General features: G+C 33.6%; 14 protein-coding genes. 8 read left to right on the top strand and 6 right to left on the bottom strand.

What is annotated here, in order from left to right:
• Nucleotides 1-67: 67 nt before the first annotated feature.
• Nucleotides 68-1,687 carry an ABC-F family ATP-binding cassette domain-containing protein gene (locus tag ACFX5E_RS08820; RefSeq protein ID WP_073205878.1) on the top strand — a complete coding sequence of 540 codons (1,620 nt, stop codon included), beginning with the start codon at nucleotides 68-70 and terminating at the stop codon, nucleotides 1,685-1,687.
• Nucleotides 1,688-1,790: 103 nt separating this feature from the next.
• Here the strand turns inward: ACFX5E_RS08820 and ACFX5E_RS08815 are convergent, their stop codons facing one another.
• Nucleotides 1,791-1,964 carry a hypothetical protein gene (locus ACFX5E_RS08815; RefSeq protein WP_379854838.1) on the bottom strand — a complete coding sequence of 58 codons (174 nt, stop codon included), beginning with the start codon at nucleotides 1,962-1,964 and terminating at the stop codon, nucleotides 1,791-1,793.
• Between the two features lie 333 nt (nucleotides 1,965-2,297).
• On the opposite strand from ACFX5E_RS08815, the gene pyrR reads away from it, so the two are divergent.
• The 5 genes from pyrR to pdxH all read left to right on the top strand — a co-directional run bounded on the left by pyrR (nucleotide 2,298) and on the right by pdxH (nucleotide 5,905).
• Nucleotides 2,298-2,837 (top strand): bifunctional pyr operon transcriptional regulator/uracil phosphoribosyltransferase PyrR, encoded by a 540-nt coding sequence (gene pyrR, locus ACFX5E_RS08810; protein WP_379854837.1) that lies wholly within the window; start codon nucleotides 2,298-2,300, stop codon nucleotides 2,835-2,837.
• A 55-nt stretch (nucleotides 2,838-2,892) separates the two neighbouring features.
• Complete coding sequence (locus ACFX5E_RS08805; RefSeq protein ID WP_379854836.1) at nucleotides 2,893-3,819, top strand: aspartate carbamoyltransferase catalytic subunit; 927 nt, start codon at nucleotides 2,893-2,895, stop codon at nucleotides 3,817-3,819.
• A 74-nt stretch (nucleotides 3,820-3,893) separates the two neighbouring features.
• Nucleotides 3,894-4,226 carry a ribonuclease Z gene (locus ACFX5E_RS08800; protein ID WP_379854835.1) on the top strand — a complete coding sequence of 111 codons (333 nt, stop codon included), beginning with the start codon at nucleotides 3,894-3,896 and terminating at the stop codon, nucleotides 4,224-4,226.
• Nucleotides 4,227-4,299: 73 nt separating this feature from the next.
• A complete protein-coding gene (locus ACFX5E_RS08795; protein WP_379854959.1) occupies nucleotides 4,300-5,205 on the top strand; it encodes a ribonuclease Z in 906 nt (301 codons plus the stop codon).
• 55 nt (nucleotides 5,206-5,260) lie between these two features.
• Nucleotides 5,261-5,905 (top strand): pyridoxamine 5'-phosphate oxidase, encoded by a 645-nt coding sequence (pdxH, locus tag ACFX5E_RS08790; RefSeq protein WP_379854834.1) that lies wholly within the window; start codon nucleotides 5,261-5,263, stop codon nucleotides 5,903-5,905.
• Between the two features lie 220 nt (nucleotides 5,906-6,125).
• Here pdxH and ACFX5E_RS08785 read toward each other — a convergent pair whose 3' ends face one another.
• Complete coding sequence (locus ACFX5E_RS08785) at nucleotides 6,126-6,305, bottom strand: hypothetical protein (RefSeq protein WP_379854833.1); 180 nt, start codon at nucleotides 6,303-6,305, stop codon at nucleotides 6,126-6,128.
• Here ACFX5E_RS08785 and ACFX5E_RS08780 point away from each other — a divergent pair.
• Nucleotides 6,304-6,654, top strand: a complete 351-nt coding sequence (locus ACFX5E_RS08780; protein ID WP_379854832.1) for a CAP domain-containing protein — start codon at nucleotides 6,304-6,306, stop codon at nucleotides 6,652-6,654. The two genes, ACFX5E_RS08785 and ACFX5E_RS08780, sit on opposite strands and share 2 nt — an antisense overlap.
• 403 nt (nucleotides 6,655-7,057) lie before the next feature.
• Nucleotides 7,058-7,561 (top strand): CAP domain-containing protein, encoded by a 504-nt coding sequence (locus ACFX5E_RS08775; protein WP_379854831.1) that lies wholly within the window; start codon nucleotides 7,058-7,060, stop codon nucleotides 7,559-7,561.
• A 62-nt stretch (nucleotides 7,562-7,623) separates the two neighbouring features.
• Here ACFX5E_RS08775 and ACFX5E_RS08770 read toward each other — a convergent pair whose 3' ends face one another.
• From ACFX5E_RS08770 to ACFX5E_RS08755, 4 genes are all read right to left on the bottom strand, one after another.
• Nucleotides 7,624-9,567, bottom strand: a complete 1,944-nt coding sequence (locus ACFX5E_RS08770; RefSeq protein ID WP_379854830.1) for an OmpA family protein — start codon at nucleotides 9,565-9,567, stop codon at nucleotides 7,624-7,626.
• A 5-nt stretch (nucleotides 9,568-9,572) separates the two neighbouring features.
• A complete protein-coding gene (locus ACFX5E_RS08765; protein ID WP_379854829.1) occupies nucleotides 9,573-10,007 on the bottom strand; it encodes a tetratricopeptide repeat protein in 435 nt (144 codons plus the stop codon).
• Nucleotides 10,008-10,018: 11 nt separating this feature from the next.
• Nucleotides 10,019-10,927, bottom strand: coding sequence for a PorP/SprF family type IX secretion system membrane protein (locus tag ACFX5E_RS08760; RefSeq protein WP_379854828.1), 909 nt, complete (start codon nucleotides 10,925-10,927; stop codon nucleotides 10,019-10,021).
• A gap of 164 nt (nucleotides 10,928-11,091) precedes the next feature.
• A partial coding sequence (locus tag ACFX5E_RS08755; protein ID WP_379854827.1) for an HYR-like domain-containing protein occupies nucleotides 11,092-12,933 on the bottom strand: 1,842 nt, incomplete at its 5' end.

Below are 12,933 nucleotides of genomic sequence, written 5' to 3'. Positions count from 1 at the left end.
CGCTATGCTACATATAAAAATTGGTATTTTTTTTGTACTTTTGCAAAAATTTTTATAAAAAATATTTATGTTAACAGTTAATAATTTATCGGTTCAGTTTGGCAAACGAATTTTGTTCGATGAAGTAAATACTACCTTCACACACGGTAATATATATGGAGTTATCGGAGCCAACGGCGCTGGAAAATCTACTTTTCTTAAAATAATTGCAGGTGAAATGGATCCTACTTCAGGACATATTCATTTGGAACCAGGAAAACGTATGTCGGTTTTGAACCAAAACCATAATATGTTTGACGAAAGCACCGTTCTTGAAACCGTAATGATGGGAAATAAAACATTGTACGCGATCAAAAAAGAAATGGATGCTTTGTATTTAGACTACAATGATAAAAATGCAGATAGAATAGGAGAGTTGCAAGTACAATTTGAGGAAATGAACGGTTGGAATGCTGACTCGGATGCCGCATCGATGTTATCAAATCTTGGAATTTCAGAAGAACACCATTACACTTTAATGGGAGATCTTGAGGGTAAAATAAAAGTTCGTGTCCTTTTGGCACAAGCGCTTTTTGGAAATCCAGATTTACTTATCATGGATGAGCCTACCAATGATTTGGATTTTGAAACCATTGCTTGGTTAGAGAATTTCTTGGCAAACTATGAAAATACAGTAATTGTAGTTTCTCACGATAGACACTTTTTAGACTCCGTTTGTACCCATATTTCTGATATTGATTTTAGTAAAATAAATCATTATTCCGGGAATTATACTTTTTGGTATGAATCAAGCCAATTAGCAGCTAAACAACGTGCGCAACAAAACAAAAAAGCAGAAGAAAAGAAACAGGAATTAGAAGAATTTATACGCCGTTTTAGTGCGAATGTGGCCAAATCAAAACAAGCTACTTCTCGTAAAAAAATGATTAGTAAGTTGAATATTTCGGATATAAAACCATCAAGCCGTCGTTATCCAGCGATTATTTTTGATCAAGAGCGTGAAGCGGGAGATCAAATCTTGAATGTGCAAAACTTGAGCGCTTCAATTGATGGAGATATTTTGTTTAAAGGAGTTGATTTGAATATGGCTAAAGGGGATAAAATTGTCCTTTTCTCAAAAGATTCACGTGCAACAACTGCATTTTACGAAATTTTGAATGGAAACCAAAAAGCGGATTCAGGTACTTTTGATTGGGGAGTTACTACAAACCAAGCCTATTTGCCAGTAGAAAATCATTCGTTTTTTGAGAGCGATTATTCACTTGTAGATTGGTTGCGTCAGTGGGTAAAAACAGAGGAAGAGCGTGATGAGGTTAATATTCGTAGTTTTCTTGGTAAAATGATTTTCTCGGGAGAGGAAGCTTTGAAAACCTGCAGAGTATTATCCGGAGGAGAAAAAGTGCGTTGTATGTTGTCTCGAATGATGATGGAACGAGCAAATGTTTTAATGCTTAATGAACCAACAAATCACTTGGACTTAGAGTCCATTACAGCTTTCAATAATTCATTGAAAAACTTCAAAGGATCTGTAATTTTTACCACTCATGATCATGAATTCTCCCAAACAGTTGCTAATCGTGTTATTGAATTGACTCCAAACGGAGCGATTGACCGTTATATGACTTTTGATGATTACCTAGATGATGAAAAAGTTCAGGAATTGAGAACTAAAATGTATACTATTTAAACAATAGTTTATCTCTATAAAAAAACGCCAACTGAGAAGTTGGCGTTTTTTGTAAATAGTAGTGTACTCCTTTTAACAAGTTCTAAATGCTGATAATATTTAATTATTTCTTACCGAAGACTTTGCTTATAATAAGGACAACAATGGCAATTATAGCAACCACGATAAAAATACCAACACCAACACCGGCTTTAAATATACCTTCTATTACTGAACAGCTTGTAAATGAAATTAACACTATCAACAGTATCAATAATCTTGTTATTTTTTTTTGCATGGGTTTTTAGTTTTTATTTACATAAAGGTACAAAATATGAGTATTGAACAGTTATATAATTTTTATAGTTTCTTGTGAAATTTCACAATTATATTAAAAATGACAATAAAATATTTGATTATAATTATCAGTCATTTTTTAAAAATAATTTTTATCCAATTATCACTCGGTATGTCTTGCCTTACAACCCATAAGCAAGAATCTTTAGAATATCTCTGGCATAAAGCGACAATGATTTCAATCTATAAATAATTTGTTTAGCTATTTTTGACCTTTATAATTAATCATAAATCGAAATTCGTATATTTGTACAACCAAACACTACACTTTACTATGAGTCAAAAAGTATTACTTACTGCAAAAGAAGTTACTATCATATTGCATCGTTTGGCCTGTCAGTTAATTGAAAAACACTTAGATTTTTCGGATACTATATTAGTTGGAATACAACCGAGAGGTGTTTTTTTAGCAGAGCGTTTAAAAGAGATATTAGAAAAAGAGTACCAAACTCCTGAAATTCAATTGGGTTATCTGGATATTACCTTTTTCAGAGATGATTTTCGCAGAACAGATAAACCATTAGAAGCAAATAAAACTAAGATAAATTTTATCGTTGAAAATAAAAAAGTCATTTTTATAGATGATGTTTTATTTACCGGTCGAAGTATAAGATCGGCTTTAACTGCTATTCAATCTTTTGGAAGACCTTCTGAAATAGAGTTGCTGGTTTTAATCGACAGACGTTTCAGCCGAAATTTACCCATACAACCCGATTATAGAGGAAGACAGGTAGATGCTATAAATAATGAGAAAGTTAAGGTGAGTTGGAAAGAAAATGAAGGTGAAGATGCCGTTTATTTGATAACAAATTAGATTTGGAATAAGTTTAAAATCTAACTATTTAAAGAACTAATAATCGTAAAAAGAAATGAAAGAATTAAGCGTAAATCATTTATTAGGTATAAAATACATCAACAAGAATGATATTGACTTAATTTTTGAAACAGCCGATCATTTTAAAGAAGTCATCAACAGACCAATAAAAAAAGTACCTTCTTTACGAGATATTACCATTGCAAACATTTTTTTCGAAAACAGTACCAGAACAAAACTTTCTTTTGAATTAGCACAAAAAAGATTATCGGCAGATGTTATTAGTTTTTCGGCAGCACAATCTTCTGTCAAAAAAGGAGAGACACTAATTGATACCGTAAATAATATCCTTTCGATGAAAGTAGATATGGTAGTCATGAGACATGCTAATCCAGGAGCCGCTTATTTCCTATCCAAAAACGTAAAGGCAAGCATAGTAAACGCAGGTGACGGAGCACATGAACACCCAACGCAAGCTTTATTAGACAGTTATTCGATTAGAGAAAAACTAGGAGAAGTGGCTGGTAAAAAAGTAGTTATTGTGGGTGATGTTTTACATTCCAGAGTAGCATTATCTAATATATACGCTTTGCAAATGCAGGGTGCAGAAGTGAAAGTATGCGGACCTAAAACATTAATTCCAAGATACATTGAATCGCTTGGAGTAACGGTGGAACCTAATTTAAGAAAAGCACTGGAATGGTGTGATGTGGCCAATATGTTGCGCGTGCAAAATGAGAGAATGGATGTAAACTATTTTCCTTCAACAAGAGAATATGCGCAGCAGTATGGAGTTGATAAAACATTATTGGATTCACTCAATAAAGAAATCGTTATCATGCACCCAGGACCTATTAATCGTGGGGTTGAAATCACAAGTGAAGTTGCTGATTCCCAACAGTCTGTAATTTTGAATCAGGTAGAAAATGGGGTAGCGATAAGGATGGCAGTTATTTATCTTTTGGCTTCAAAAATTCAGTAATTTTATTGAAAAACTTAGTAACTTAGCTATTAAAAAAAATTCGCGATTTTGCATTCTCTGAAATTAATAAAAAAATGAAAGTAGATCAAAAAACCCACACGATAACCATTAGAGACACACAAGGTGATTTTACCTCTTTTTTGATGAAAGTTACACATCAATATAAAACATTCGAAAAGCATAATCTAATTATTGATCTTTTGCTTTATAAAGACTTTTCTACAAATGACATCAAATTATTTATGCCATTATCAAAACAGCATAAAAAAGCAAAAAAATCATTTGTTGTAGTCACCTCAGATTTTGATTACAATGCAGTTCCAAGTAAATTAACGGTTGTGCCTTCGTTATTAGAAGCGAATGATATCATTGAAATGGAAGAGATTGAAAGAGATTTAGGTTTTTAAATTAATGTATTCGGTTATTTGTTTAACCGTTTAATTGATTTGAAAAATTACACAATAATTGATACACCATAACTTGAAACTAACAATTCTTGGTTGCTACGCAGCTACACCTCGCACTTTTACCAATCCCACCGCACAGATTTTAGAAATTAAAAACAGACTTTTTTTAATTGATTGTGGAGAAGGTACTCAAGTGCAATTGCGTAAAAACAAAATCAGGTTTTCAAAGATTAATCATATTTTCATTTCGCATTTGCATGGCGATCACTTTTTTGGGTTGGTCGGATTAGTGTCCACTTTTACATTATTGAATAGAACAACCGATTTGCATATTTATGGTCCAAAAGGAATTAAAGAAATCATCAAGTTACAATTGCGATTATCAAATTCCTGGACTAATTACGGCTTATTTTTTCATGAATTAGAATCTGCAGAAAGTGAAGTAATCTTTGAAGATGAAAAGGTTATGGTAAAAACCATACCATTAAAACATCGAATTTACACCAATGGTTTTTTGTTCCAAGAAAAAATAGGGGAGAGGAAACTTAATTTAGATGCTGTTCAAAATTATGAAATTGACACTTGTTATTATCAAAAAATAAAAAACGGAAAAGACATTGCCCTTGAAGACGGGAGAGTAATTGAAAATGATAAATTAACTTTTGATCCCGTTCCGGCAAAGAATTATGCTTTCTGTTCTGATACAGCGTATAATGAATCTATAATTCCAATTATTGAAAATATAAATGTTTTATACCATGAATCTACTTTTTTGCAATCAGAAGAAAATTTAGCTAAAAAAACATTGCATTCTACTGCAAAAGAAGCGGCAATGATTGCATTGAAAGCTAACGCAAAGCAATTAATTTTAGGACACTATTCCACTCGATATGAAAGTATCGAATTTTTTAAAGAAGAAGCCGAAACTATTTTTCCAGAAGTGCTTTTATCCGATGATGGAAAAAGTTTTGAGTTTTAAATACGCACATTAATTTAGGTTAAAATATTAATACGCTAACAAAAAAATCAAAAACATGGAAGATTTAAGTCATTACAGAAAATCTTATGAAAAGAGTGAGTTATTGGAATCTAATATTCCTGAAGACCCCATTAATCTTTTTAACAGGTGGTTTCATGAGGTAGAAGATTTTGGTGGAAACGAAGAAGTTAATGCCATGACTGTTGCAACTATTGGTTTAGATGGGTTTCCACGATCAAGAGTTGTACTGTTGAAAAAATTTACTGAAGAAGGATTTATATTTTATACCAATTACAATTCAGAAAAAGGGAAGGCAATTGCCGAAAACCCTAAAATATGTCTTTCTTTTTTTTGGCATACGATGGAACGCCAAGTTATTATAAAAGGAATTGCCCAAAAAACGACTGAAAAGATTTCGGATAATTATTTTGAATCCAGACCAGACGGAAGTAAATTAGGCGCTATAGTTTCCAATCAAAGCGAAGTAGTTCCTTCACGTTCTTTTTTGGAAGAAAATTTAAAACAGTTAGAAAATGATTATGAAGGAATTGTAATTCCAAGACCGGAGCATTGGGGAGGATTTTTGGTTACTCCTGTAGAAGTTGAATTTTGGCAAGGAAGACCCAATCGTTTGCATGATCGAATCAGGTATAAAAGTCAGGAAGATTTTTCTTGGAAAATTGAGCGTTTATCTCCCTAAGGTAAGAAAGCACATATTAAATTACTGATAATGTGTATTTTAACGTTTTTTTTTGTTGCGGTTAAGTATTAAAATATGTAGGTTCGCATTATATTTATAAACTCCTTAAAGAAGTTTCTTACGATCTACTTTAAACTTAATCTACTATTATTTTGAAATTTAAATCTCTTCGAGCGCTATCACTTATTGCTTTGATATTCGTAATGAATTCATGTACTGATTACACTTTTCCTGAAACTCCAACAGCTGTTGCTGCAGCAAACCCAACTACAGTTGCTCCCGTAACACCATCAGCAGTTGCTCCCGCACCAGCACCAGCACCAGCACCAGCACCAGCACCAGCTTCGTCAATAACAGTTGCAACAATATATTCTTTTAGTGCTTTAGAAGTAGAAATCATGGATTTGATAAATACTTATAGAATTAGTGTTGGCTTAAAAGCTTTAATAAAAACAAATTACATATCTTATAAGGCTGAAGACCATAACAAGTATATGATTGCCAACAACGTAATAAATCATGATGGTTTTGATGCACGTTATATAGATATTAAGAATGTTTTAAGAGCTACTGGTATGGGCGAGAATGTAGCCTTTAATTATATTTCTGCTAAGGCTGTTGTAGATGGTTGGTTGGCTAGTCCTGGTCATAAGGCAAACATTTTAGGTAATTTTACTCATTTTGGAATTTCAGTACGTCCGGATTCAGCTGGTAAAAAATATTACACCAATATTTTCGTGAAAATATAAGTTAATTTAGAGGCTGTCTTTTCCGAAAAAGATAGTCTCTTTTTTTTATAATTTAAATTCTGTATTTATTTTTTCAATGATAAGCTTTATCTAAATCCAATATTACAGTATATCTAAATTAGATTTAACACCTTGTAGCCTAGTTGTTTGGTAAGAAATATAGTATGTAGATTCCTGTTTAATTTTTACTTATAACCTAACAAAATCACTCTAAATAAACTGGTTTATTTGTTGTTAATGTAAGAAATATACATAATTAGTTGTTTTTTTAATGTAGTTCATCGATTTTATTTGGTATTTTAACGATAAAAAATGTAGTTTTAAATATTAGTATGCAAAATATTTGTTAACATATTAAAGAAGTTTGCCCCACAATCTACTTTAATCTTAAACTACTACTTTTATGAAATTAAATCTGCTCCGTACGTTATTGCTTGTTTCAGTGGTATGCATTTTGAATTCTTGTTCTTCTGATAGTGCTACATCATCTACATCAGATACTTCATCTTTAAAGGTAGCTGAATACAGTTATACTGCAACAGAATTACAAACAATGGATTTAATAAATAATCATAGAATTAGTATGGGTTTAAATCCTTTGGAAAAAATTAATCACATGTCCTATAAGTCAGAAGAACATGTCAATTATATGATTACTAATAATGTAGTCAATCATAATGATTTTGTTGCTCGTTCTGAAAATATAATAAAAGTTTTAGGTGCTAAAACCGTTAGTGAGAATATAGCATATAATTATAGTACTCCTCAAGCAGCTCTGAATGCATGGTTAGCAAGTACAGGACATAAAGAGAATATTGAAGGTAATTTTACTCATTTTGGTATTTCAATTAGAGCGAATCCAACGAATGGTAGAAAATATTACACTAACATCTTTGCAAAAATATAAGTTGAATTTTTTATTTTGGAATTAGAGGCTGTCTTCCCCAAGTCGCAGCCTCTTTTTAATTTTTACAAAGCAGTAATTATAAATTCACTTCTTCTGTTGAGTTGATGCTCTTCTTCAGTACATGTCACATTATCTGTGCATTTGTTTACGAGTTGATTTTCACCATATCCTCTTCCAGTCAACCTATTAGAATTAACTCCATTTTTGATTAACCATCCTATCGTAGATTTAACCCTTCTTTCAGATAATTCTTCATTGTATTTGAATGTTCCTCTACTATCTGTATGCGAACGGATATCCAACTTCATGGTAGGATTTTGATTTAAAACGTCTAATATTTTTTCTAAATCTAAAGCCGCCTCTTCTCTAATGTTAGATTTATCAAAATCAAAGTAAATCATTTTTATTTCAAAGCATTTACCTAAATCATCACCAATAGTCACTTTGCATTTTGCTTTTTCCAATGTGAGAGGCAAATACGTTTTTCCATTTGTTTCAGCAATAGTTGCTTTTTGTTCTTTGGTGGTGTATTCTGGTTTTTCAACTCTCACATTATAGGTTTTTCCACATTCCACCTCAAATGTATAATTCCCTTTATCATCAGAAACAGTTGTTTTAATAAGATTAAATAGACTATCATAAAGGCTGATTTTTGCATCAATGAGTGGTTCTTTTGTAACTAGATCGGTTATCTCACCATACAATAATTGCTCGCAAATTAGCCTTTTAGTTTCCAAGAATTTATAAATATCATCATATCCCTGACCGCCATCTCTATTGGAACTAAAAAAGCCTCTTCTTGATTTTGTATCAATCAAATAAGCAAAGTCATCTTTGGGAGAATTTACATCTGCACCCACATTTTTAACTTCACTGAAAGTTCCATCGGCATTTATTTTGGACATAAAAACATCCAATCCTCCAAGACCTGGATGGCCGTCTGATGCAAAATAAATCTCATTTTCATCATTTACAAATGGAAAGGTTTCTTTGCCTTCAGTATTAATTGTATTTCCGAGATTTTGCGGAGTCCCAAAACTGTCATCCTCATTAATTGTCACCTTAAATAAATCAGACTGGCCTAATGTTCCCGGCATATCCGATGCAAAATATAAAGTTTTCCCATCAGGACTTAAAGCGGGATGGGCTGTACTGTAATTGTTACTGTCAAAAGACAATTCAGTTACATTGGACCATTTATCATTCACCAAAATGGCTTTGTATATCTTTATTAAAGTAATGTCATTTCCGTCTTTCCCTTTTTTGCCATCGAGATAGTTGTTACGGGTAAAATACATTGTATTCCCATCAGCAGTAAAAACAGGAGAGGCTTCATGGAATTTTGAGTTTACGTTTTTATCAAACTTTTTAGGTCCTGCCGGAGCCATATTATTTCCTAAATCGGCAGAATACAAATTTGTAAAGGGTTGACCAGTCCATGAGTTAGTTCTGTGTCCCAAACTTCCTGTATCTCTAGCCGATGCAAAAACAATCTTGTTTGAATAGATTGCAGTTCCATAATCAGAGTATTTAGAATTGATGCCTGCATCTTCTACTTGATATCTTCCTGAATTGGCTTTGATGGCCTCTAAATAATTGGGATTTTCTTTAAAAAGTTTTCCTCTACTGTCGTTTCCTGATTTTTGAATGAATTTTTGTAACATTTCATCCGCCTTTTCATTTTGGCCTATAGAACGTAAAGATTGGGCATAGCGGTAGTAATATTCTGCTTCCAAATCAGTGTCTGCCTCCATAGCGAATAATTCACCGTACCATTTAGCGGCCTTATCCAGTTCACCATTGAAGTAATAGGCATTTCCCAATTTTTTAAACATATCAACGGATTTATATCCTTTTTCAGCCACCCTTTCATAGGTTTTTATTGCATCAACGTAGGCGTAGCTGTCATATTTTTTGTCGGCTGCAGTTACCCTTGCTTTTTGGGAGTAAATGTTAACTGAAAAAACACTTACTATTGTTATGTAAAGGAGTATAATATTTTTCATAATAATTATTTTTTAGAAGAATCGTGGAGTAATGATTTTATCTTTTTTTGATTTTTTTTAGAAGATATTGCTTCTAATTTTTGTTTTAATTTTTCCAATACTTCATTGGCTTTACCGTCTTCACCTATAAATATTAAAGACTGCGCATATTGATTATAATATTCCGGTTCTAAATCACTAGTGATTTCAAATAATTCACAATACCATTTCGCCGCTTTATCAAGTTCAGTAAATGAGTAATAGGAATTTCCTAATTTTTGAAACAGATCCACTGATTTATATCCTTTTTCCGCAATTCTTTCATAGGTTTTTAAAACATCGATGTAAGCATATTTGTCATTTACTTTATTGGTTACATAAAATTGTTCGTTTTGGGAATAAATTTTAAATGAAATAAAGCTTAGTGTTGTTATTATGTAAAGAATCATATTATTTTTCATATTAATTGATTTTAGAAGAATCTCGGAGTAATGATTTTATTGTTATTTTTAAATAATTCATAACGCAGAAATATTTCATGCGAACCGGAATTATAGTTGTTTAAATTGGTCGTTTCATGATCATAACCGTATCCTATATATAAACCTTCTGAAACTTGAAAACCAACCATAGCACTCAAAGCCGCACTCCATCTATAGGCGACTCCCACTACGAATTTATCTATAAACATAAAGTTTGCCGATACATCCGCTTGAAGAGGAGCTCCCTCAACCATTTTGGTCAATACCGCAGGTTTGAATTTAATATCATTAGTCAAGTCAAATACATAGCCTGCAATCAAGTAATAATTGATTTTTTCTTTAAAAATAGCCACTTCATTATCATCGTAACGATTAGTTTCTATAAAGTTAGGTACCGAAAACCCTACATAAGCCTTATCAGAATGTAAATAAACACCAGCACCAATATTAGGTGTGAATTTATTACTATAATCACGTAGGCTACGATCATCATCAACTGGATTCAGTCTGGAGACATCCAAATCGAATAAATTGGCAGTTACTTTGATCCCAAACGAAAGTTTAAAAGTCTCCGAAGTAGGGATGGTGTAGGACAAATCTGCGGATATAGTGTTCTCGTGTGTAGGACCTATCTTATCATTAATGACAGAGACTCCTAATCCCAAATTATTTGCATTTAATGGCGTATTTACAGATACTGCATTAGTAACCGGTGCGCCATCTAGCCCTACCCATTGGGTGCGATGTAAGGCAAAAATACTTAGCACTCCTCTTGATCCTGCATAAGCGGGATTAATATTAATGGTGTTGTACATATATTGTGTAAATTGAGCATCTTGTTGAGCAAAACTTACCATGGCTGTAAACATCAAAACGAAAGAAAATAGTTTTGTTTTCATAGTAGATATTTATTATTTTAAATTAGCTATCGAACGAATTAATAAAGAGTTCAACAGATCAAATTGATAACATTCTTAGCGTTTATCATTTTGAAGATAGGAGCAATGGATTCTATTTTAATAATAACCTGAGGACAAATGAGTCCTCAGGTGTTTAAATTTAATTATTTTGTAAGGTATAAATACCCGTCTTTTTTATTGGTCTGAATATTACCATTACCGTCTATTGAAGTATAATTCAAGATGTAAAAGTATGTTCCAGTAGGCAAACCAGAGGACTGACTTACAGTGGATCTACCTTGAGAAATACCGTTAAAAACCCTGCTTGCATTATTATAATCGGTAGTATCAAAAACCAATACTCCCCAACGATTATAAATTTCAACCGTATTGGTAGGGTAACAGTTAATATCGTCAATATTATCGATAATAAAATTTTCATTTATTCCGTCTCCATTAGGGGAGAAAGCGTTATGAACCAATACCACACCACAAGGCAACACTATACCTCCACACGTATCATCAATGGTCATGTTTACTCGAATAGTTCTAGGACAATCGGCATCAGCAATTTTATATTCGAAAACATAAGGAGGATTTTCTGGAGTTGTAATTGGAAGACCAAAAACCGTAAGTACATCTCCTTGTAAGACTGCAGCATTATTTACTGCTGTCCAAGTTCCGGTAGTAGGAGTTCCAACAGGTAATAGACTAGATAGATTGACCGTTGTCACTTCTCCATTATTACAAGCTGTGCTTGGTATTGTGACCAGACTATTTGTAACAGATACATTAACAATCTGAGTAAATGTGGATTGGTTTCCGCAAGTATCGGCTACATTCCATGTTCTCACAATTGAATAAGAGTCTTGTGTTCTGATAAAGCTTACTATGGGGAATGGTGGCTGAGGTAAAACAACAGCCGAACAATTATCTACAAAAACAAGTGCCGGTATTGGAGGAATAGCATCACAATTGACATTTACAGTTGCACTAAACTGAGTTGTAGTTGTAGGGCCAGTTGTATCCTGAACGTTTATAGTTTGGGTTGCAGTAGATGAATTTCCACAAGCATCTGTAGCGGTCCAAGTTCTGGTTACAGAATAAGAACCCGCACAAGTTCCATTAGTTTTCACATCAGCTGGAGTCAAAGTGAAAGTAGACCCACAAGCGTCAGTGGCAGTTGCTTGAGTAAACTCAGGGGTTGCAGGACAAGATATAGTTGTAGTTGCAGGCAATGGATTGATTACCGGAGCAGTTGTATCCTGAACTTTTATAGTCTGGGTCGCAGTAGATGAATTTCCACAAGCATCTGTAGCGGTCCAAGTTCTTGTTACAGAATAAGAACCCGCACAAGCACCATTGGTAGTCACATCAACTGGAGTCAATTCGATAGTAGAACCACATTCATCCGTTGCAGTTGCTTGAGTAAACTCAGGGGTTGCAGGACAAGAGATAGTTGCAGTTGCAGGCAATGGATTGATTACCGGAGCTGTGGTATCCTGAACGTTTATAGTTTGGGTTGCAGTAGATGAATTTCCACAAGCATCTGTAGCGGTCCAAGTTCTGGTTACAGAATAAGAACCCGCACAAGTTCCATTAGTTCTCAAATCAGCTGAAGTCAAAGTGAAAGTAGACCCACAAGCGTCAGCTGCAGTTGCTTGAGTAAACTCAGGGGTTGCAGAACAAGATATAGTTGCAGTTGCAGGCAATGCATTGATTACCGGAGCCGTGGTATCCTGAACGTTTATAGTCTGGGTTGCAGTCGATGAATTTCCACAAGCATCTATAGCGGTCCAAGTTCTGGTTACAGAATAAGAACCCACACAAGCACCATTGGTAGTCACATCAACCGGAGTCAATTCGATAGCAGAACCACAAGCGTCAGTTGCAGTTGCTTGAGTAAACTCAGGGGTTGCAGAACAAGATATAGTTGCAGTTGCAGGCAATGCATTGATTACCGGAGCCGTGGTATCCTGAACGTTTATAGTCTGGGTTGCAGTCGA

Origin of the sequence: Flavobacterium xylosi (assembly GCF_042787345.1) — a bacterium.
Classification (GTDB): domain Bacteria; phylum Bacteroidota; class Bacteroidia; order Flavobacteriales; family Flavobacteriaceae; genus Flavobacterium; species Flavobacterium xylosi.
This window is presented reverse-complemented; position numbering and strand designations above follow the sequence as displayed.

Coding starts and splice junctions, on each gene's coding strand:
- pyrR (WP_379854837.1), top strand. CDS start 2,298: ATGAGTCAAAAAGTATTACTTACTGCAAAAGAAGTTACTATCATATTG.
- pdxH (WP_379854834.1), top strand. CDS start 5,261: ATGGAAGATTTAAGTCATTACAGAAAATCTTATGAAAAGAGTGAGTTA.
- ACFX5E_RS08800 (WP_379854835.1), top strand. CDS start 3,894: ATGAAAGTAGATCAAAAAACCCACACGATAACCATTAGAGACACACAA.
- ACFX5E_RS08805 (WP_379854836.1), top strand. CDS start 2,893: ATGAAAGAATTAAGCGTAAATCATTTATTAGGTATAAAATACATCAAC.
- ACFX5E_RS08765 (WP_379854829.1), bottom strand. CDS start 10,007: ATGAAAAATAATATGATTCTTTACATAATAACAACACTAAGCTTTATT.
- ACFX5E_RS08815 (WP_379854838.1), bottom strand. CDS start 1,964: ATGCAAAAAAAAATAACAAGATTATTGATACTGTTGATAGTGTTAATT.
- ACFX5E_RS08775 (WP_379854831.1), top strand. CDS start 7,058: ATGAAATTAAATCTGCTCCGTACGTTATTGCTTGTTTCAGTGGTATGC.
- ACFX5E_RS08780 (WP_379854832.1), top strand. CDS start 6,304: ATGGATTTGATAAATACTTATAGAATTAGTGTTGGCTTAAAAGCTTTA.
- ACFX5E_RS08770 (WP_379854830.1), bottom strand. CDS start 9,567: ATGAAAAATATTATACTCCTTTACATAACAATAGTAAGTGTTTTTTCA.
- ACFX5E_RS08760 (WP_379854828.1), bottom strand. CDS start 10,927: ATGAAAACAAAACTATTTTCTTTCGTTTTGATGTTTACAGCCATGGTA.
- ACFX5E_RS08785 (WP_379854833.1), bottom strand. CDS start 6,305: ATGATTTCTACTTCTAAAGCACTAAAAGAATATATTGTTGCAACTGTT.
- ACFX5E_RS08820 (WP_073205878.1), top strand. CDS start 68: ATGTTAACAGTTAATAATTTATCGGTTCAGTTTGGCAAACGAATTTTG.